This is a genomic window from Pseudomonas sp. BF-B-30 (assembly GCF_019956305.1).
GTDB classification, from domain to species: Bacteria; Pseudomonadota; Gammaproteobacteria; order Pseudomonadales; family Pseudomonadaceae; genus Aquipseudomonas; species Aquipseudomonas jessenii.
In genome coordinates this window covers 75,706-95,862 of record NZ_JAHBDG010000055.1, presented here as the reverse complement: position 1 = coordinate 95,862, position 20,157 = coordinate 75,706, and the positions used below count along the sequence as shown (strand labels likewise).

Annotated in this window: 20 protein-coding genes; 11 read left to right on the top strand and 9 right to left on the bottom strand. The window is 60.3% G+C overall.

Annotated elements, in window-relative coordinates:
- Positions 1-22 precede the first annotated feature (22 nt).
- The 5 genes from KGB29_RS23625 (at position 23) to tldD (ending at position 8,506) form a co-directional block, all read left to right on the top strand.
- Positions 23-631 carry a Maf family protein gene (locus tag KGB29_RS23625; protein ID WP_150812812.1) on the top strand — a complete coding sequence of 203 codons (609 nt, stop codon included), beginning with the start codon at positions 23-25 and terminating at the stop codon, positions 629-631.
- 45 nt (positions 632-676) lie between these two features.
- Complete coding sequence (rng, locus tag KGB29_RS23620; RefSeq protein ID WP_090453080.1) at positions 677-2,134, top strand: ribonuclease G; 1,458 nt, start codon at positions 677-679, stop codon at positions 2,132-2,134.
- Between the two features lie 75 nt (positions 2,135-2,209).
- Positions 2,210-6,013, top strand: a complete 3,804-nt coding sequence (locus KGB29_RS23615; RefSeq protein ID WP_154910435.1) for a YhdP family protein — start codon at positions 2,210-2,212, stop codon at positions 6,011-6,013.
- Between the two features lie 183 nt (positions 6,014-6,196).
- On the top strand, positions 6,197-7,051 hold the full coding sequence (locus KGB29_RS23610; protein ID WP_154910434.1) for a carbon-nitrogen hydrolase family protein: 855 nt from the start codon (positions 6,197-6,199) through the stop codon (positions 7,049-7,051).
- Positions 7,052-7,063: 12 nt separating this feature from the next.
- A complete protein-coding gene (gene tldD, locus KGB29_RS23605; RefSeq protein ID WP_102669080.1) occupies positions 7,064-8,506 on the top strand; it encodes a metalloprotease TldD in 1,443 nt (480 codons plus the stop codon).
- Positions 8,507-8,554: 48 nt separating this feature from the next.
- Here the strand turns inward: tldD and yjgA are convergent, their stop codons facing one another.
- Positions 8,555-9,079, bottom strand: coding sequence for a ribosome biogenesis factor YjgA (gene yjgA, locus KGB29_RS23600; protein ID WP_057716427.1), 525 nt, complete (start codon positions 9,077-9,079; stop codon positions 8,555-8,557).
- A 108-nt stretch (positions 9,080-9,187) separates the two neighbouring features.
- On the opposite strand from yjgA, the gene pmbA reads away from it, so the two are divergent.
- The 6 genes from pmbA (at position 9,188) to KGB29_RS23570 (ending at position 14,541) form a co-directional block, all read left to right on the top strand.
- Positions 9,188-10,534 carry a metalloprotease PmbA gene (pmbA, locus tag KGB29_RS23595; protein WP_057716426.1) on the top strand — a complete coding sequence of 449 codons (1,347 nt, stop codon included), beginning with the start codon at positions 9,188-9,190 and terminating at the stop codon, positions 10,532-10,534.
- A gap of 247 nt (positions 10,535-10,781) precedes the next feature.
- Positions 10,782-11,177, top strand: a complete 396-nt coding sequence (locus tag KGB29_RS23590; RefSeq protein ID WP_090453084.1) for a FagA protein — start codon at positions 10,782-10,784, stop codon at positions 11,175-11,177.
- Positions 11,170-12,546 carry a class II fumarate hydratase gene (locus tag KGB29_RS23585; protein WP_150812808.1) on the top strand — a complete coding sequence of 459 codons (1,377 nt, stop codon included), beginning with the start codon at positions 11,170-11,172 and terminating at the stop codon, positions 12,544-12,546. The genes KGB29_RS23590 and KGB29_RS23585 overlap by 8 nt, the downstream gene beginning before the upstream one ends.
- Positions 12,547-12,573: 27 nt before the next feature.
- On the top strand, positions 12,574-13,002 hold the full coding sequence (locus KGB29_RS23580; RefSeq protein WP_154861584.1) for a hypothetical protein: 429 nt from the start codon (positions 12,574-12,576) through the stop codon (positions 13,000-13,002).
- A gap of 2 nt (positions 13,003-13,004) precedes the next feature.
- A complete protein-coding gene (locus KGB29_RS23575; protein ID WP_154861585.1) occupies positions 13,005-13,616 on the top strand; it encodes a superoxide dismutase in 612 nt (203 codons plus the stop codon).
- A gap of 31 nt (positions 13,617-13,647) precedes the next feature.
- A complete protein-coding gene (locus KGB29_RS23570) occupies positions 13,648-14,541 on the top strand; it encodes a ZIP family metal transporter (RefSeq protein ID WP_154861586.1) in 894 nt (297 codons plus the stop codon).
- 28 nt (positions 14,542-14,569) lie between these two features.
- Here the strand turns inward: KGB29_RS23570 and KGB29_RS23565 are convergent, their stop codons facing one another.
- The 8 genes from KGB29_RS23565 to lptC form a co-directional block, all read right to left on the bottom strand.
- Positions 14,570-14,842, bottom strand: a complete 273-nt coding sequence (locus KGB29_RS23565) for an HPr family phosphocarrier protein (protein ID WP_057716420.1) — start codon at positions 14,840-14,842, stop codon at positions 14,570-14,572.
- Positions 14,843-14,857: 15 nt separating this feature from the next.
- The gene (gene rapZ, locus KGB29_RS23560; protein ID WP_057716419.1) at positions 14,858-15,715 is read right to left on the bottom strand and encodes an RNase adapter RapZ; all 858 of its coding nucleotides are present in this window, start codon (positions 15,713-15,715) and stop codon (positions 14,858-14,860) included.
- 2 nt (positions 15,716-15,717) lie between these two features.
- Positions 15,718-16,182: a PTS IIA-like nitrogen regulatory protein PtsN gene (gene ptsN, locus KGB29_RS23555; RefSeq protein WP_008046148.1), complete on the bottom strand. Its 465-nt coding sequence runs from the start codon at positions 16,180-16,182 to the stop codon at positions 15,718-15,720.
- Positions 16,183-16,194: 12 nt separating this feature from the next.
- Positions 16,195-16,503, bottom strand: coding sequence for a ribosome hibernation-promoting factor, HPF/YfiA family (gene hpf / locus KGB29_RS23550; RefSeq protein WP_007941242.1), 309 nt, complete (start codon positions 16,501-16,503; stop codon positions 16,195-16,197).
- A gap of 74 nt (positions 16,504-16,577) precedes the next feature.
- A complete protein-coding gene (locus KGB29_RS23545; RefSeq protein ID WP_015093497.1) occupies positions 16,578-18,071 on the bottom strand; it encodes an RNA polymerase factor sigma-54 in 1,494 nt (497 codons plus the stop codon).
- Positions 18,072-18,317: 246 nt separating this feature from the next.
- Positions 18,318-19,043 (bottom strand): LPS export ABC transporter ATP-binding protein, encoded by a 726-nt coding sequence (gene lptB, locus KGB29_RS23540; RefSeq protein ID WP_008054366.1) that lies wholly within the window; start codon positions 19,041-19,043, stop codon positions 18,318-18,320.
- The gene (gene lptA, locus KGB29_RS23535; protein ID WP_057716418.1) at positions 19,043-19,591 is read right to left on the bottom strand and encodes a lipopolysaccharide transport periplasmic protein LptA; all 549 of its coding nucleotides are present in this window, start codon (positions 19,589-19,591) and stop codon (positions 19,043-19,045) included. The genes lptB and lptA overlap by 1 nt, the downstream gene beginning before the upstream one ends.
- The gene (lptC, locus tag KGB29_RS23530) at positions 19,578-20,150 is read right to left on the bottom strand and encodes an LPS export ABC transporter periplasmic protein LptC (RefSeq protein WP_154910433.1); all 573 of its coding nucleotides are present in this window, start codon (positions 20,148-20,150) and stop codon (positions 19,578-19,580) included. The genes lptA and lptC overlap by 14 nt, the downstream gene beginning before the upstream one ends.
- Positions 20,151-20,157 lie beyond the last annotated feature (7 nt).

Below are 20,157 nucleotides of genomic sequence, written 5' to 3'. Positions count from 1 at the left end.
CATTGGACAGGGAGAGGTCTTGATGAAACGGTTGTACCTCGCCTCTGGTTCGCCGCGTCGACGTGAATTGCTCACGCAGATCGGCGTTGCGTTCCGCGCCGTCAATGCGGACATCGATGAAACCCCTTTAGCTCAAGAATCCCCATCGGCCTACGTCGAGCGCCTGGCACGCGGCAAGGCCGAGGCCGGGCGCGGCGGCGTCGTGTCTGATGAACCATTTTGTGTGCTCGGTGCCGATACCGCCGTGGTGCTCGATGGGAAAATTCTCGGCAAACCGGTTGATCAAGCGGATGCGTGCGCCATGCTGACGATGCTGTCTGGGTGTGAACATGAAGTCCTGACCGCGATTGCCGTGCTCGATGGCGAACGTTGCGAATCCCGGGTTGTCACCAGCCGGGTGCGTTTTCGAGATATCAGTCGTGAGGAAGCCGCAGCCTACTGGGCCAGCGGCGAACCACGGGACAAGGCGGGCGGTTATGGCATTCAAGGACTGGGTGCGGTGTTTGTCGCCGGGCTCGATGGAAGTTATTCAGCGGTGGTCGGACTACCGCTTTGCGAAACCGCGGAACTGCTCGGCCATTTCGGCATACCCTGTTGGCAACCCCGGAACGCACACCAAGCAACGTTCTGAACAGATGCGGCCATTATCGTGAACATGCCTGAACGAGACCCTGCCATGAGTGAAGAGATTCTGATCAACATCACGCCGATGGAGTCGCGCGTGGCGGTGGTCGAAAACGGTGTCCTGCAAGAGGTCCACGTCGAGCGTACGCAAAAGCGCGGGATCGTCGGCAACATCTATAAAGGCAAAGTCGTGCGGGTATTGCCTGGAATGCAGGCGGCATTCGTCGATATCGGCCTGGACCGTGCCGCGTTCATTCATGCGTCGGAAATTTCCGTGCGAGAAGGCCCGGCGGTCGAGAGCATCAGTGCACTGGTGCACGAGGGCCAGAGCCTGGTGGTGCAGGTGACCAAGGATCCGATCGGTTCCAAAGGCGCACGCCTGACTACCCAGCTTTCGATTCCTTCACGTTATCTGGTGTACATGCCGCGCACGGCCCATGTCGGTATTTCTCTGAAGATCGAAGACGAAGCCGAGCGCGAACGCCTCAAACAGGTGGTCACTGATTGCGTGGCCAAGGAAGGTATCAAGGAGGCTGGCGGTTTCATCCTGCGCACGGCAGCCGAAGGTGCCGGCGCGGATGAAATCCTTATGGACATCCGTTATCTGCGCCGTCTTTGGGATCAGATCAACGCCCAGATCAAAACCATCAGTGCGCCTAGCGTAATCTACGAAGACCTCGGTCTGGCGCTGCGCACCCTGCGTGACCTGGTGAGCCCGAAAATCGAGAAGATCCGCATCGACTCCCGGGAAACCTTTCAGAAAACCACGCAATTCGTCGCCGAACTGATGCCCGAGATCGCTGACCGCCTGGAGCACTACCCGGGCGAGCGGCCGATTTTCGACCTGTATGGCGTCGAAGACGAAATCCAGAAGGCACTCGAACGCAAGGTCCCGCTCAAGTCCGGCGGTTATCTGGTGGTCGATCCGGCGGAAGCCATGAGCACCATCGACGTCAATACCGGGGCGTTTGTCGGCCACCGCAATCTCGAAGAGACCATCTTCAAGACCAACCTCGAAGCCGCGACGGCCATCGCCCGTCAATTGCGCCTGCGTAATCTGGGCGGAATCATCATCATCGACTTCATCGACATGGAAGATGAAGAGCACCAGCGCCAGGTGTTGCGCACGCTCGAAAAGCAACTGGAGCGCGATCACGCCAAGACCAACATCATCGGTATCACCGAGCTGGGCCTGGTGCAGATGACCCGCAAGCGCACCCGCGAAAGCCTTGAACAGGTGTTGTGCGAGCCGTGCAATGCCTGTCAGGGACGGGGCAAGCTCAAGACCCCGGAAACCGTTTGCTACGAAATCTTCCGTGAAATCCTGCGCGAGGCTCGCGCCTATCAGGCGGAAGGCTATCGTGTATTGGCAAACCAGAAAGTGGTGGACCGCCTGCTCGACGAAGAGTCGGGCAACGTTGCCGAACTGGAAGGGTTTATCGGGCGCACCATCCGCTTTCAGGTCGAAACCATGTATTCCCAGGAACAATACGACGTGGTGCTGCTCTGAAGCGTTTTGTTTTGATTGTTCGAGAATGGCTGGCCTCAGCTTTTTGCAAAACTTTTGCCATGGGAGCCACCTGACATGGACCGTCTGACACGCATATTGGCCGCACTGACCCGCTGGGGTCTGGGCCTGTGCGCGTTGGTTTTGGTGTTGATGGCGCTCTACGTCAGCCTTGGCCGGGAGCTGACGCCGTTAGTCGCCGAGTACCGCCCCGACATCGAAACCAAAGCCAGCGATGCCTTGGGCATGCCGTTGCAGATCGGCGAGCTCGAAGGCAACTGGAGTGGATTCGCCCCTATATTGATGGCCCGCGACGTGACGGTCGGCGACGGCGCCAATGCCTTGCACCTGGATCAGGTGCGCGCGGTGCCGGACCTTTGGGCCAGCTTGATGGCCCGCCAGGTACGCATCGCTCATCTGGAGTTCAGCGGCCTCAAGATCAACCTCAGGCAAGGTGAGGACGGTCAGTGGGCTCTGGAAGGTCTGCCGATGCGCCAGGACCAGCCCACCGATCCAGAGCAACTGCTCAATCAGATGCAGATGATCCAGCAACTGTCGGTGCTCGACAGCCAGGTGACCTTGCAGCCGTTTGGCGAATCGCCGCTGACCCTGACTTATGTCGGCCTGAATCTGAAAACCGGGGCGTCACGGCAGCGGCTCGACGCACGGCTGACCCTGCCTGACGGGCAACCAGTGGCCATGAGCCTGCGTACCCGTATTCGAGCCAGCCAATGGAAGGACGGTGAAGCCGAGGTCTACCTGAGCCTGCCGCAAAGCGACTGGTCGAAGTGGTTGCCTGAACGTCTGACCCAACAGTGGAATTTTTCCGAGATCAAGGCCGGCGGCGAGCTGTGGGTGACTTGGGGCAAAGGCACCTTGCAAAGCGCTGCGGTGCGCGTGAACGCGCCACAACTCAAGGGTGCCTACGCCGAGCGCAAGCCGGTCCAGATCAATAACCTGGCGCTCAATGGTTACTTCCAGCGCAGTGCCAAAGGTGCGTCAGTGACTCTGGACTCCCTGGCGATGAACTTCGGCGAGACCCGCTGGGAAACGCATCTGCAGCTCACGCAAAACGCCGCCACCGATAAAACCGAAGAACTCTGGCACCTGCAAGCCGACCGGGTTGATCTCACGCCGCTGACTCCGCTGCTCAACGCCCTGGCGCCGTTACCAGAGGGTTTTGCCACGGTCGTCGAGCGGCTCAAGGTCACGGGCGGCCTGCGCAACGTGCTGGTCGACTTCCGCCCCAATGCCACTGACGACAGCAAGTTCGGGTTTGCCGCCAACCTCGACCAGGTGGGCTTCGACGCCTATCACGGTGCGCCGGCGGCGCGAAATGTCAGCGGCAGCATCAGCGGTGACCTGGGGCGCGGCGAACTGCGCATGGACAGCAAGGATTTCATGCTGCACCTGGACCCGATTTTCGCCAAGCCATGGCAGTACATTCAGGCCAATGCGCGGCTGACCTGGAAACTCGATAAAGAAGGTTTCACCCTGATCGCGCCGTATCTGAAAGTGCTGGGCGAGGAAGGCAAGATCGCCGGCGACTTCCTGATTCGCCTGTATTTCGATCACACCCAGGAAGACTACATGGACCTGCGGGTCGGCCTGGTGGACGGTGACGGTCGCTACACCGCCAAGTACTTGCCGACGGTCCTCAGCCCGGCACTGGACGAATGGCTGCGCACGGCGATTCTCAAGGGCGCGGTGGATCAAGGCTTCTTCCAGTATCAAGGGTCGCTCAGCCACGGTGCCGCGGACGTCGATCGCAGCATCAGCCTGTACTTCAAGGTTCACGATGCCGAACTGGCCTTCCAGCCGGGCTGGCCCCATGTCAGCAAGGTCAGCGGCGATGTGTTTGTCGAAGACAGCGGCGTGCGGATTCTGGCCAGCACGGGCCAATTGCTCGACACCCAGGTCAACGATATCTACGTCGACATTCCCCATGTGCCGGCCGGACAGAACGTTCATTTGTTCCTCGATGGCGGATTTGCCGGCGGTTTGGGTGATGGCCTGAAAATCCTCCAGGAAGCACCGATCGGCACCGGAGCAACCTTTGCCGGCTGGGAAGGCGAGGGCGACCTGCAAGGCAAGTTGAAGCTCGATATTCCCCTGGCAAAAGGCGAGGAGCCGAAAATCCTCGTCGATTTCAAGACCGCCAAGGCGCGCTTGAAACTGGCCGAACCTGCGCTGGAACTGACCCAACTCAAAGGTGATTTCCGTTTTGACAGCGGCAAAGGCCTGACCGGGCAGAACATCAGCGCCCGGGCGTTCGACAAACCGGTCACCGCACAGATATTTGCCGATGGCAGCCCAGGCAAGCACAGTACCCGGGTGGCTGCGTCAGGGCAGGTCGAGGTCAAGAAACTGACTGACTGGCTGAAGGTCACCCAGCCTCTACCGGTGAGCGGTGTGATCCCGTATCAACTGCAACTGACCCTGGACGGCGCCGACAGCCAGTTGATGGTCAATTCCAGCCTCAAGGGCGTGGCCGTCGATTTGCCTGCACCGTTCGGCATAACCTCCGAGGCCGGGCGCGACACCACGTTCCGCATGACCTTGCAGGGCGACGAGCGGCGTTATTGGGTCAACTACGGGGGCTTGGCGAGTTTCACGTTCGCGGCCCCGGCCAGTAGTTTCGCCGACGGTCGCGGGGAGTTGTTCCTCGGTGGCGGCGAGTCCGTCTTGCCTGGCACCAAAGGCTTGCGGATACGGGGCGTGCTGTCGGAGCTGGACGTTGGCCCGTGGAAGGATCTGGTGGACAGATACGCCGGACAAGACCCCGGCGGCAGCGCCAGGCAACTGCTCAGCGGCGCGGATTTCAAGGTGGGCAAACTCAGCGGTATCGGCACCACCCTCGATCAGGCCTCGATCCAGCTGGCGCGCAAGCCTTCCGCCTGGGCGCTACAACTGGACAGCCAGCAGATCAATGGCAGCGCCAGCCTTCCCGATGCGAAAGCCACGCCGATCACGATCAATCTGCAAACTGTGCGCCTGCCCGCACCGGACCCGACCGTGCTGGCCGATGAAAATTCGCCGGATCCGCTGGCGTCGGTGGACCCGACAAAAATCCCCGCGATGGACATCACCATCAATCAGCTATTCCAGGGGCAGGATCTGGTGGGGGGCTGGTCGCTGAAAATTCGTCCGACGCCCAAGGGCATAGAGTTCAACTCCCTGGACCTGGGCCTCAAGGGCATGCTGTTGGTGGGCAGCGGTGGTTGGGAAGGCGTGCCTGGCGCCAGCAACAGCTGGTACAAGGGTCGTATCAGCGGCAAGAACCTCGCCGATGTGCTCAAGGGCTGGGGGTTTGCGCCGAGCGTCACCAGCCAGGACTTCTATATGGATGTCGATGGCCGCTGGCCCGGCTCACCGGCCTGGGTGGCGACCAAGCGTTTCTCCGGCACGCTTGATGCGACCCTCAATCAGGGTCAGTTCGTCGAGGTTGAGGGCAGTGCCCAGGCGCTGCGGGTATTTGGCTTGCTCAACTTCAACTCCATCGGCCGGCGCCTGCGCCTGGATTTCTCCGACCTGTTCGGCAAAGGACTGAGTTATGACCGGGTCAAGGGGCTGCTGGTCGGGACCAATGGTGTGTATGTCACCCGTAAGCCGATCCAGCTGACGGGCCCGTCGAGCACCATTGAACTCGACGGCACCCTGAACATGGTGGCCGATCAGATCGATGCGAAACTGATGGTGACCTTGCCGGTGACCAATAACCTGCCGATTGCCGCATTGATCGTCGGTGCACCCGCGGTCGGCGGGGCGCTGTTCCTGATCGACAAGCTGATCGGAGACCGGGTCGCCCGTTTCGCCAGTGTGAAGTACACCGTCAAAGGGCCTTGGAAAGAACCAAAGATTGCCTTCGACAAGGCTTTTTGAAACGCCATCCTTCGGGCCTATGGAGTAGCATGGCCATTGCGGCTCGCCCCCTGTAGGAGCGAGCCCGCTCGCGATGGACGTGAACGATGACGCAGGCTGTCTGAAAAAACGCGTCGCATTCAAACTCATCGCGAGCAAGCTCGCTCCTACAAGGTCTGTGTTGGTTTCAATAAGGAAAAGGCCATGTCTATAGCGGTGATTCAAATGGTCAGCCAGAGCGATGTGCTGGCCAATCTGGCCCAGGCCCGTCGGCTGCTCGAGCAAGCGGCCGCCGGTGGCGCGAAGCTCGCGGTATTGCCGGAGAACTTCGCCGCCATGGGCCGGCGCGACATTGCCGACATCGGGCGCGCCGAAGCACTGGGCGAAGGCCCGATCCTGCCCTGGTTGAAACAGACCGCACGCGACCTCAAGTTATGGATTGTGGCCGGCACGTTGCCGTTGCCGCCGGTGGATCAACCGGCGGCCAAGGTGCATGCCTGTTCGTTGCTGGTCGATGACCAGGGTGAAACGGTGGCGCGCTACGACAAGCTGCACCTGTTCGACGTCGATGTGGCTGACAATCGCGGCCGTTATCGTGAATCCGATGACTATGCTTATGGCAGTGGGGTCGTGGTGGCGGACACACCGGTTGGGCGGGTTGGCCTGACGGTCTGTTACGACTTGCGCTTCCCGGAGCTGTACAGCGAATTGCGCGCAGCCGGCGCGGAACTGATTACCGCCCCTTCGGCCTTCACGGCGGTGACCGGCGCGGCGCATTGGGATGTGCTGATTCGCGCACGGGCCATCGAGACACAATGTTATGTGCTCGCGGCTGCCCAGGGTGGGACGCATCCGGGGCCGCGGGAAACTTTCGGTCATGCTGCCATCATCGACCCGTGGGGGCGTGTGCTGGCACAACAGGATCAAGGCGAGGCCGTGCTGCTGGCCGAACGCGACAGCAGCGAACAGGCGTCCATCCGGGCGCGCATGCCGGTGTCCAGTCACCGGCGCTTTTTCTCGCAGGGCGCCCAGCGACCTGCATCAGAACGACGAATTTAAGGCGTAAAGCATATGAGCGAGTTGTTGTCCTCAGTCAGTGAACACCTGCTGGCGCCCGGTGGCGTCACGATCGAGAGCCTGCAAGGCGTGCTCGGCGACCTGGCCGGGCCGGGCATCGATGCGGCCGACCTGTATTTCCAGGGGCAGATCTCCGAGTCCTGGGCGCTGGAAGACGGCATCGTCAAGGAAGGCAGCTTCAACCTTGACCAAGGTGTGGGCGTGCGCGCGCAATCGGGTGAAAAAACCGGTTTTGCCTACAGCAATGCCATCACCCTGGAAGCCCTTGGCGCGGCGGCGCGGGCCGCCCGTTCGATTTCCCGCGCTGGCCAGAATGGCACCGTGCAGGCATTCACCAGCCAGGATGTCGCGCAGTTGTATGCGCCGGACAATCCCCTGGAAGTGCTGACCCGTGCCGAGAAAGTCGATTTGCTCAAGCGAGTCGATGCCGCGACCCGCGCCCTCGACCCACGCATCCAGCAAGTCACCGTGAGCATGGCCGGTGTCTGGGAGCGGATTCTGGTGGCTTCCACCGACGGCGGTCTGGCGGCGGATGTACGGCCGCTGGTGCGCTTCAACGTCAGCGTGATCGTCGAGCAGAACGGTCGCCGCGAGCGCGGTGGTCATGGCGGTGGCGGTCGGACCGATTACCGTTATTTCCTCGGCGAAGACCGCGCCATGGGCTATGCCCGTGAAGCGTTGCGCCAGGCGCTGGTCAACCTCGAAGCCATTCCGGCACCGGCCGGTACCTTGCCGGTGGTGCTCGGTTCCGGCTGGTCGGGCGTGTTGCTGCACGAAGCGGTCGGTCATGGTCTGGAAGGCGACTTCAACCGCAAGGGCAGTTCGGCCTACAGCGGTCGCATGGGCGAGATGGTTGCGTCGAAGCTGTGCACCATTGTCGATGACGGCACGCTGGCCGGTCGCCGTGGCTCGTTGAGTGTCGACGACGAAGGCACGCCGACCGAGTGCACCACGCTGATCGAAAACGGCGTACTCAAGGGCTACATGCAGGACAAGCTCAACGCCCGCCTGATGGGCGTGGCACGCACCGGTAACGGCCGTCGCGAATCCTACGCGCACCTGCCGATGCCGCGCATGACCAACACCTACATGCTCGCCGGCGAAAGCGACCCGGCGGAAATCATCGCTTCGGTGAAGCGCGGCATTTACTGCGCCAACCTGGGTGGCGGTCAGGTGGACATCACCAGCGGCAAGTTCGTGTTCTCCACCAGCGAGGCGTACCTGATCGAGGACGGCAAGATTACCGCTCCGGTCAAGGGCGCGACCCTGATCGGCAACGGGCCGGAAGCCATGAGCAAGGTGTCGATGGTCGGTAATGATCTGTCGCTGGACAGCGGCGTGGGTACGTGTGGCAAGGATGGGCAGTCGGTGCCGGTGGGTGTCGGCCAGCCAACGCTGAAGATTGATGCGATCACCGTGGGTGGCACGGGGTCGTAAGAAGTGAGGCTGCGGGTGAGCTGCGAGGCAGCTCACCCGCTTCGAGAATTAACGCAGACCGCGTTGAGTCTCGTCCAGCTCACGGATGTACTTGAAGATTTTACGGCTGGAAGCAGGAGGTTTGTTTTGCGCAACCTCATGCTGGGCCTGACGGATCAGGGAACGCAATTGCTGGCGGTCCGCGTCCGGGTAGTCGACGACGAATTTTTCCAGTACGGCATCGTCGCCGGCAATCAGACGATCGCGCCAGCGTTCCAGGTTATGGAAGCGTTCGTTGTATTGACGGGTGGAGGCATCGAGTTGATCGAGCAGAACCAGAATGGCGGTAGTGTCCTGATCGCGCATCAGTTTGCCGATGAACTGGAGGTGCCGTTTTCGCGCGATGTTCGCGGTGTGCTTGGGCGCATCGGCCAGAGCCCGACGCATTCCGTCGGTCAAGGGCAGTTTTGCCAGCAAGTCAGGCTTGAGTGTTGTAAGGCGCTCGCCAAGGTCAACCAGAGCATGCAGCTCGCGTTTGACCTGGGATTTGCTTTTTTCTCCCGTATCGAGGGAGTCGTCGTAAGAATCAACCATGGTGGCCGTCCGCAAAGAAACGCCGCCATGATAACCAGTCGGGGGCCGCTTGTCCGGCCCGGTCGCTCGATGACCGTTACCGAAAGCAGAATTTGAGTGGAGAACAGCATGAGTGCAGTTGAAAGCGTCGGCCCACAAGCGTTGCCGGCACTGCAGGAACAAGTCGAGCAGATCATCGCTGAAGCCAAGCGCCAGGGGGCCAGCGCCTGTGAAGTGGCGGTGTCGCTGGAGCAGGGGTTGTCGACTTCGGTGCGCCAGCGTGAAGTCGAAACCGTTGAGTTCAACCGCGACCAGGGGTTTGGCATCACCTTGTACGTGGGGCAACGCAAAGGCTCGGCCAGCACTTCGGCCAGCGGTCCTGATGCGATTCGCGAAACCGTCGCCGCTGCACTGGCCATTGCCAAACACACTTCGGAAGACGAAGCCTCGGGCCTTGCGGATGCCGCGCTGATGGCGCGCGATATTCCGGATTTCGACCTGTTCCACCAATGGGACATCACTCCGGAACAAGCCATCGAACAGGCTCTGGCCTGCGAAGCCGCGGCGTTTGCCGCCGACAGCCGGATCAAGAACGCCGACGGCACCACCCTCAGTACCCATCAGGGCTGCCGCGTTTATGGCAATAGCCACGGCTTTATCGGCGGTTACGCATCGACTCGGCACAGCCTGAGCTGCGTGATGATCGCCGAGGCCGATGGCCAGATGCAGCGCGATTACTGGTACGACGTAAACCGCCAGGGCAATCTGCTCGCCGACCCGGTAAGCATCGGTCAGCGCGCTGCACAACGAGCGGCGAGTCGTCTGGGCGCGCGTCCGGTGCCGACTTGCGAGGTGCCGGTGCTGTTTTCCGCAGAGTTGGCTGGGGGGCTGTTCGGCAGCTTCCTGTCGGCGATTTCCGGCGGCAGCCTGTATCGCAAGTCGTCCTTCCTTGAGGGTACCCTCGGGCAGAAGCTGTTTCCGGAGTGGCTGACCATCGACGAACGTCCGCATCTGATGCGTGCCATGGGCAGCGCAGCGTTCGACGGTGATGGTTTGGCAACCTACGCCAAACCGTTCGTCGAAAAGGGCGAGTTGGTGTCTTACATCCTTGGCACCTATTCCGGCCGCAAGCTCGGTATGCCGAGCACGGCCAACGCCGGCGGCGTGCACAACCTGTTCGTCACCCATGGCGACGAAGACCAGGCGGCGTTGCTGCGGCGCATGGGGCGTGGCTTGCTGGTGACTGAATTGATGGGGCAGGGCCTCAACATGGTCACCGGCGATTACTCCCGTGGTGCAGCGGGTTATTGGGTCGAGAACGGTGAAATCCAGTTCGCGGTCCAGGAAGTGACCATCGCCGGCAATATGCGCGACATGTTCAAGCAGATCGTTGCCGTGGGTAATGATCTGGAGCTGCGCAGCAACATTCGCACCGGCTCGGTGTTGATCGAGCGGATGACGGTGGCGGGTAGCTAAGCCTCGGCCGCTTCACCAAAAGGCGCGCCACCCATTGGGTGGCGCGCCTTTTTTTTGACTTGCACGCGCCCCCTGTGGGAGCGGGCTTGCTCGCGAATACGGTGTGTCAGTCGATGCTTAGGGTGGCTGACACTCCGCATTCGCGAGCAAGCCCGCTCCCACATTGAGTGTGTACCAAAGCCTTGAGCTTGTTTTGGTTCTCATTATCATACAATAATAAATCTCATTATCGAATGAGCCCCGGATCATGAGTTCTGCCTTGCACGAGCAGCCTTACCTCGAAAGCTGGCGCTGGATGAGTCGCCAGATCCGTTGCGCGATGAACCCCGACGAGCCTCGCCTGATCGACCACTACCTGGCCGAAGGCCGGTACCTGGCTTGTTGCACGGCCACCTCACCCTGGACCGTCGCCGAAACTTCCTTCCGATTGTTGCTCGATACCGCCGCCGATGTCGCGCTGCCGTGGCACTGGCGCACTTACTGTCTCGACCAGGCCTGGCGCCCGCTGCGCGAACTGGAACGCCTCTCGTTGTGCAAATGCCGCCTCAAGCGCTGGCAGAGCTACACCTGGCAACTCGCTACCTGTGAGTTGCAACCCTCGATTCCTCTCATAGAACTGATGCAAGGATCTCCCGATGAGTAATACCCGTATCGAACGCGACAGTATGGGCGAGCTTCAGGTCCCGGAAGACGCCCTCTACGGCGCACAGACCCAGCGTGCGGTGGATAACTTCCCGATCAGCGGCAAACCGATGCCGGTTCAGTTCATCCGCGCGTTGATCCTGGCCAAGGCCGCGGCCGCCCGCGCCAACGTCGAGCTCAAGCAGATCGGCGAAGCCCAGGGCAAAGCCATCGTCGACGCAGCCCAAGGCTTGCTCGAAGGCGATTTCATGCAGCACTTCCCGGTGGATGTGTTCCAGACCGGTTCCGGTACCAGCTCGAACATGAACGCCAACGAAGTGATCGCCACGCTGGCCAGCCGCTTGCTGGGCGAGGCGGTGAACCCCAACGATCACGTCAACTGCGGGCAGAGCAGCAACGACATCATCCCGACCACCATTCACGTCAGCGCAGCACTGGCGCTCCATGAGCAACTGCTGCCGGCGCTGACGCATCTGGTGCAGGTCATCGAGCACAAGGCCGAGCAGGTTCATCACCACGTCAAAACCGGGCGTACGCATCTGATGGACGCCATGCCGGTGCGCATGAGCCAAGTGCTCAACGGTTGGGCGCAGCAGCTCAAGGCCAACATCGGCCATCTGCAGGACTTGCAGCCAAGCCTGCAATCCCTGGCTCAAGGCGGCACGGCGGTGGGCACGGGTGTCAACGCCCACCCCGAATTCGCGACGCGTTTCAGCCAGCAGCTAAGCAAATTGACCCGGGTCGAGTTCCAGCCAGGCAAGGACCTGTTCGCGCTGATCGGCTCCCAGGACACTGCTGTTGCCGTCTCCGGACAGCTAAAGGCCACCGCCGTATCGCTGATGAAAATCGCCAACGATCTGCGCTGGATGAACTCCGGCCCACTGGCCGGCCTTGGCGAGATCGAACTGCAAGCCTTGCAGCCGGGCTCTTCGATCATGCCGGGCAAGGTCAACCCGGTCATTCCAGAGGCCACCGCGATGGTCGCGGCTCAGGTCATCGGCAACGACAGTGTTATCACCATCGCCGGTCAGTCGGGCAATTTCGAACTGAACGTGATGCTGCCGATCATCGCCCAGAACCTGCTGAGCAGTATCGAGTTGCTGGCCAATTCCAGTCGTCTGCTGGCAGACAAGGCCATCGCCAGCTTCAAGGTCAACGAAGGCCGGATCAAGGAAGCACTGTCACGCAACCCGATTCTGGTCACCGCGCTCAACCCGATCATCGGTTACCAGAAAGCTGCCGAGATTGCCAAGAAGGCCTATCAGCAAGGTCGGCCGGTGATTGACGTCGCGCTGGAACACACCGACCTGTCGCGCAGCCAGCTGGAAGAATTGCTCAACCCGGAAAAACTCACAGCGGGCGGCGTCTAAGCCCCGTTACCGCTTTGGAGGCGCACCATGGAGCACTGGAAACGCACGATCGAAAGAGCCAATCGCTTTTTCATGCTGGGTGAACTGGTCGATGCCCGCGAGGCGTACCTGCAGGCATTGGCTCTGGCCCAGGTGCTGTTCGAGCGCTGGGCGGATGCCGACGAAGCGGTAGCGGCCTGCGTGATTTCCCATCACAACCTGGCGGACCTGCACTTGCGTCTGAATCAGCCGGAGGAGAGCGCCGAATACTTGTGTGCCATCCACCAACGGCTCTTGCAGACCATGCAGGATCCGCGGCTACCTCAAACATTGCGAGAAGCCGCGTTGCGCCAGAGCAGCAAGACCTACGTCGAACTGCTGAATTTCATCAGTGAGCACGGCGAGTATCCGCGTACCCATCGGCTGCTGCACATCGATGTCGCTTCGCCTGCGCCTCATCATCATGGAGTCCATTGAACATGGCTTTTACCTTGCCTGCCTTGCCGTACGCCTACGATGCCCTGGAGCCGCACATCGATGCGCAGACCATGGAGATCCACTACACCAAGCATCACCAGACCTACATCAATAACCTGAACGTGGCTGTTGAAGGCACCGAGTATGCCGAGTGGCCCGTGGAGAAGCTGGTGTCCGCCGTTCAGCAACTGCCGGAAAAACTGCGGACGGCGGTGATCAACCAAGGCGGCGGCCACGCCAATCATTCGTTGTTCTGGGAAGTCATGGCGCCCGACGGTGGTGGCGAGCCCGAAGGCGTGCTGGCCAAGGCCATCGATGAACAACTGGGCGGTCTCGACAGCTTCAAGGAAGCCTTTACCAAGGCCGCGTTGACCCGCTTCGGCAGCGGCTGGGCCTGGCTGAGCGTGACCCCGCAAAAGACCTTGGTGGTGGAAAGCAGCGGTAACCAGGACAGCCCGTTGATGAACGGCAATACCCCGATTCTGGGCCTCGACGTCTGGGAGCACGCCTATTACCTGCGTTATCAGAACCGTCGTCCGGAATACATCAGCGCGTTCTACCGCGTGATCAATTGGCCGCAAGTCTCTGCGCGCTATCAGGCCGCACTGGTTTAAGTCTTCCATAAAAACAATCCAAGGCTGGACTATGGGCACTGAAACACTGGCGATCGGAAATGGACGGATGTTTCGTTACGCGTTCGGATCGCTGTTGCTGCTGGCGGGAATGAGCCTTTTGGTTGCCCATGGGCTGGCATGGCTCGACCTTGAGCCGAAGTTGCTGCGCGCACTGCAGGGCGGTGCGATCTGCGCCTTGGGTACCGCGCTGGGCGCTGTGCCGGTGTTGGTGATTCGGCGGATGCCGCAGAGGCTCAGCGACACTTTGCTTGGCTTTGGCGCTGGCGTGATGCTGGCTGCGACGGCATTTTCGCTGATCGTTCCGGGCATCTCTGCCGCCGAAGGGCTTGGACTGTCACCTTGGGCGTCCAGTGGGTTGATCAGCTTCGGCATTATGCTCGGCGCCTTCCTGTTGTTCCTGGTGGATCGGAAGGTCTCTGGCGCCAGCCCGGACATGCTGGTCGGCACGCTGGAACGACCGGGCATTGCTCCGCGGATCTGGCTGTTCGTATTTGCCATCATCGCCCACAACATTCCGGAAGGCATGGCGGTAGGTGTTTCGGCCGGTGGCGCAATGCCTGACGCCGACAGCCTGGCCATGGGCATTGCCTTGCAGGATGTACCGGAGGGATTGGTCATCGCTTTGGTGCTGGTCGGGGCAGGGATGTCCCGGGGCAAGGCGTTCCTGATCGGTGCGGCGTCAGGTTTGGTAGAACCGGTGTTCGCACTGCTATGCGCGTGGCTGGTGAGCCTGGCCGAACTGCTGCTGCCTTTGGGATTGGCGCTGGCGGCGGGTGCGATGCTGCTGGTGGTGACCCACGAAGTCATTCCCGAGTCGCGCCGCAATGGTCATGACAAGCTTGCCAGCCTCGGGCTGCTGATGGGATTTTGTTTGATGATGGTGATGGATACAGCCCTCGCTTGATTTGTGGTGAGGGGCTTTTGTGGTTGTATTACTCGCCTTCGTCGAAGAAGTTGTTGATCAACGCCACCAGAGCATCCAGCGCTTCCTGTTCCTGCTCGCCTTCTGTGCTCAAGTGGATCGTGGTGCCTTTGCCGGCGGCCAGCATCATCATCGCCATGATGCTTTTGCCATCGACCATGGACTGTGGCGTACGTCCGGCCCTGATCTGGCACGGGAACTGACCTGCTACCCCAACGAATTTTGCAGAAGCGCGAGCGTGCAGACCCAGTTTATTGATGATTTCGATTTCCAGAGCAGGCATCGCGATGTGAATCCTTTAGCTGAGGTCGCGGTGGCGGACCTGGACGTTCTTCAGGGATTGTTGCAGCGTTTGCCCCAGACGCTCGGTCAGGTAGACGGAACGGTGATGTCCGCCAGTGCAGCCAATGGCAATGGTGACGTAGGCGCGGTTGCTGGCGGCAAAACGAGGCAGCCACTTTAGCAGGTATGTGGAAATGTCCTGGAACATCTCTTCGACATCCGGCTGGGCCGCCAGGTATTCGGCAACCGGTTGATCGAGCCCGGACTGTTCGCGCAACTCCGGTTTCCAGTAAGGGTTGGGCAGGCAGCGCACATCGAACACCAGGTCGGCGTCCACCGGCATGCCGCGCTTGAAGCCGAAGGATTCCACCAGGAACGCAGTCCCCGGCTCCGGCTGATTCAACAGACGCAGTTTGATGGCATCGCGCAGTTGATACAGGTTCAGGCTGGTAGTGTTGATCTTGAGATCGGCGAGGTCGGCAATCGGCCCGAGCAGGACGCTCTCGACGCTGATGGCTTCGGCCAGCGAGCGGTTGGCGTTGGTCAGGGGGTGACGTCGGCGGGTTTCCGAGAAACGCTTGAGCAGGGTTTCTTCGTCGGCGTCCAGGTACAGCACATCGCACTGGATGTGGCGGGCACGGACTTCCTCGAGCAGGTCGGGGAAGCGTGACAGGTGGCTGGGCAGATTGCGCGCGTCAATGGAAACGGCGACCAGCGGCTGCAGCATCTCGGTATGAACCAGGGCGCGTTCGGCCAGCTCCGGCAGCAGACCGGCTGGCAGGTTGTCGATGCAGTAGTAGCCGCTGTCCTCAAGAACGTCGAGGGCGGTACTTTTACCTGAGCCGGAACGGCCACTGACGATGATCAAGCGCATGATTACTGACCGTTTTGCTCGTCAAGGACAACCTGATACAGGGCTTCGTTGCTTGCAGCACTACGTAGCTTTTCGCGAACTTCCTTGCGGTCGAGCATGCTGGCGATCTGTCGCAGCAGCTCAAGGTGCGCATCGGTGGCGGCTTCCGGGACCAACAGCACGAACAGCAGGTCAACCGGCGCGCCGTCGATGGCGTCGAAATCGATAGGGGCGTCCAGGTGCATCAATGCACTGATGGGCGAAACACAGCCCTTGAGACGGCAATGTGGAATAGCGATGCCATTGCCAAACCCGGTGGAGCCGAGTTTTTCACGGGCGATCAGCGCCTCGAAGACATCTTGCATCTCCAGGGCCGGCACTTCGCGGGCGATAAGATTGGCAATTTGTTCGAGGGCTTTCTTTTTACTGCCTCCCGGCACGTTCACCAGGGAACGGCCGGGGGTCAGGATACTTTCAAGTCGGATCATGGGTTGGGAGTGTTAACGACCGGTTGCGCCCTGGAGGAGGCTCTGGGTCTTTTCCTTATGCTTTTTGAGTTGTTTATCCAGCTTGTCGGTGAGTGCGTCGATCGCGGCATACATATCGGTATGTTCCGCGTTGGCGACCACTTCATTCCCGGGAATATGCAGCGTGGCTTCGATTTTCTGCTTCAGTTTTTCGACGGTCATCGTGACCTGCACATTAGTGATCTTGTCGAAATGTCGCTCCAATCGTTCGAGTTTTTCGCCGATGTAGGTGCGAAGAGGTTCGGTCACTTCCAGTTGGTGTCCACTGATGTTGACTTGCATACAGCTTCTCCTTCGTTGCCAGTGCATAAAGCGGTAGATCAGATGATCTACCACTGGAACGCTGTGGCGTGGCCCTACATCAACCGCTTGCGTTCGCTCGAAGGCGCGATCCCGAGGGATTCGCGGTACTTGGCGACGGTGCGGCGAGCCACCTGAATGCCTTGTGCCTCCAGTAAACCAGCGATCTTGCTGTCACTCAACGGCTTTTTCTGATTTTCCGCTGCAACCAGTTTTTTGATGATCGCCCGGATCGCCGTGGACGAGCATTCGCCGCCTTCGGAGGTGCTTACGTGACTGGAAAAAAAGTACTTCAGTTCATAAATGCCCCGGGGGGTGTGCATGAACTTCTGGGTGGTCACCCGTGAAATCGTCGATTCATGCATGCCGACCGCTTCGGCGATGTCATGCAGGACCAGCGGCTTCATGGCTTCGTCGCCGTACTCCAGAAAGCCGCGCTGATGCTCGACGATCTGGGTGGCAACCTTCATCAGGGTTTCATTGCGGCTTTGCAGGCTCTTGATGAACCAGCGGGCCTCCTGCAACTGATTGCGCATGAAGGTATTGTCGGCGCTGGTGTCGGCGCGGCGCACGAAACCGGCGTACTGGGCATTGACCCGCAGCCGTGGCACCGACTCCTGATTGAGCTCCACCAGCCAGCGCTCGTTGTCCTTGCGCACGATGACGTCAGGGACGACGTACTCGGCTTCGGTGGACTCGATCTGCGAGCCCGGGCGCGGGTTGAGGCTCTGGACCAGCTCGATGACCTGGCGCAGCTCATCTTCCTTGAGCTTCATGCGACGCATCAACTGGCTGTAGTCGCGGCTGCCAAGCAGGTCGATGTAATCGGTGACCAGGCGCTTGGCCTCGGCCAGCCAAGGGGTCTTGGCAGGCAGCTGGCGCAATTGCAGCAGCAGGCATTCGCCCAGGTTGCGGGCGCCGATGCCGGCGGGCTCGAATTGCTGGATGCGGTGCAGGACGGCTTCGATTTCGTCCAGTTCGATGTCCAGTTCCGGGTCGAACGCTTCGAGGATTTCCTCGAGGGTTTCGTCCAGGTAGCCCTGATTGTTGATGCAGTCGATCAGGGTCACGGCGATCAGGCGATCGGTGTCGGACATCGGGGCCAGGTTCAGTTGCCACAGCAAGTGGCTCTGCAGGCTTTCGCCGGCCGAGGTGCGGGTGGTGAAGTCCCACTCGTCATCATCATTGCTGGGCAGGCTGCTGGCGCTGGTCTGGTAAACGTCTTCCCACGCGGTGTCGACGGGGAGTTCGTTGGGGATACGCTCGTTCCAGTCACCCTCATCGAGGTTATCAACCGTCGGGGCGCTTTCCTGGTAGGAGGGCTCCTGGATGTCGGTGTTGGGCTTTTGTTCGGCGTTATCGGCCAGGGGGTCGGAATTGTCGAAGTCGTCGCCTTCTTCCTGGCGTTCGAGCATCGGATTGGACTCCAGGGCCTCCTGGATTTCCTGTTGCAGGTCCAGGGTCGACAATTGGAGCAGGCGGATGGCCTGTTGCAGCTGCGGTGTCATCGTCAGCTGCTGGCCCATTCTCAAGACTAGCGATGGTTTCATGGCAGGGGCTTAACACCTTATTCGCCGGCGCACATGCGCCATCCACTACAGGGCGCCGGGGCGCCAAACTTAAGCAAATTATATGCCTGAAACTAAAGGGTTTGCCTAGAGCGCTGTAACAATAAAAAACTATAAAGCGGTGTTGCTGCGCTGCCCTTGTCGAGGGCTGACCACGCTTGTCGGCACGGAGGCGCTGGTGAGTGGCTGCTCAGGTGCCCGGGCAACTGCCTGGGCACGGCTCAGCGCTTACAGGCGGAACTCATGGCCCAGATACACTTCCTTGACCAGGTCGTTGGCCAGGATGGTCTCTGCGTCGCCTTCGGCAATCAGTTGGCCGTCATTGACGATATAGGCGGTTTCACAGATATCCAGGGTTTCACGAACGTTGTGGTCCGTGATCAGCACGCCAATGCCCTTGGCCTTGAGGTGGTGAATGATCTGCTTGATGTCGCCGACCGAAATCGGGTCCACGCCGGCGAAGGGCTCGTCGAGGAGGATGAATTTCGGGTTGGTGGCCAGGGCGCGGGCGATTTCCACGCGACGGCGCTCACCACCGGACAGGCTCATGCCCAGGTTGTCGCGGATGTGGCTGATGTGGAATTCCTGCAGCAGGCTTTCCAGCTCCTTGCGTCGACCGGCCTTGTCGAGTTCCTTGCGGGTCTCGAGGATGGCCATGATGTTGTCGGCCACCGACAGTTTGCGGAAGATCGATGCTTCTTGCGGCAAGTAGCCGATACCAGCCTTTGCGCGGCCGTGCATCGGTTGGTGGCTGACGTCCAGGTCATCGATCAGGACGCGGCCCTGGTCGGCTTGCACCAGGCCGACGATCATGTAGAAGCAGGTGGTCTTGCCGGCGCCGTTCGGGCCAAGCAGGCCGACGATCTGGCCGCTGTCGATGGACAGGCTGACGTCACGCACGACCTGGCGGCTCTTGTAGCTCTTGGCCAGATGCTGAGCTTTCAGAGTTGCCATTACTGGGCCTTTTTCTCGTCGGTTTTCTTCTTCGGCTGGATCACCATGTCGATACGCGGACGCGCCTCGGTGACTTTGCTGCCTGTGGCGCGACCGGCGCTGGCGAGTTTCTTGTCCGTGTCGTAGACAATTTTCTCACCTTGGGTGACGTTGTTGTCCTTGTCGACAACTTTGGCCTTGTCGATCAGTACGACGCGATTTTGCGAAGCGTGATACTGGATCGTCACGCCCCAACCCTGGACAGGCTTGGTGTCGCCAGCCGTTTGCAATTGCTCGAAGTACGCCAGGTTGCCCACCGAGGTCACTACGTCAATGTCGCCAGCCGGGGTGCGGGTGATGGTAACGGTGTTGCCTGTCACCTTCATCGAGCCTTGGGTGATGATCACGTCACCTTTATAGGTGGCAATACCTTGCTTGTCGTCCAGTTGGGCATCGTCGGCCTGAATACGGATAGGCTGCTGTTGGTCTTCCGGCAGAGCCCAGGCGCTCACGCTTCCCAGTGCTGCGCCCAGACTGAGCAAAATCGGGAGGGTTTTAACGAGCCTCATACTGTCCTCTTACGTTCGATAGCAGGTGTATCCTGCTTTCTTTCAAATACGCTTTCATTCCCTTGCCAGTCGATACACCGCCAGCGCCGTCGATTCTAACGTCTTGCTCGGTCTGCGCATATTGCTGCTGCGGGAACACGGTCATGCGGGTGCTGGTGATCAGGGTTCTACGGTTTTTCTCGTCGAAGCGCGTGATGCGCACGTCATCGATCAGTTCGACCTGTGTGCCATCAGGGTTGACCTCGCCGCGCAGGCTCTGGACGTGCCACGGGAATTCAGTGCCGCGGAAAACATTCAGGTCGGGGTTGGTCAGCAATGTCACCTCGGTCGCTTTCACGTGCTCGACCTTGTCGGACACCAGATCATATTGCAGCTTGCCGTCGGGCAGGTACTGCACGCTGTGGGCGTTGATGGCGTAATAGTCGATCGCGCTTTCATCGACCGGCATTACCGGCTTGTCGAGGAAGCGTTCCGGGCTGATGTTCCAGTAGCCAACCGCAGCGAATATCGCCGCGATGCAACTGAACATCAGGGTGTTGCGAAATTTTTTGCTCAGCATAGTGGGC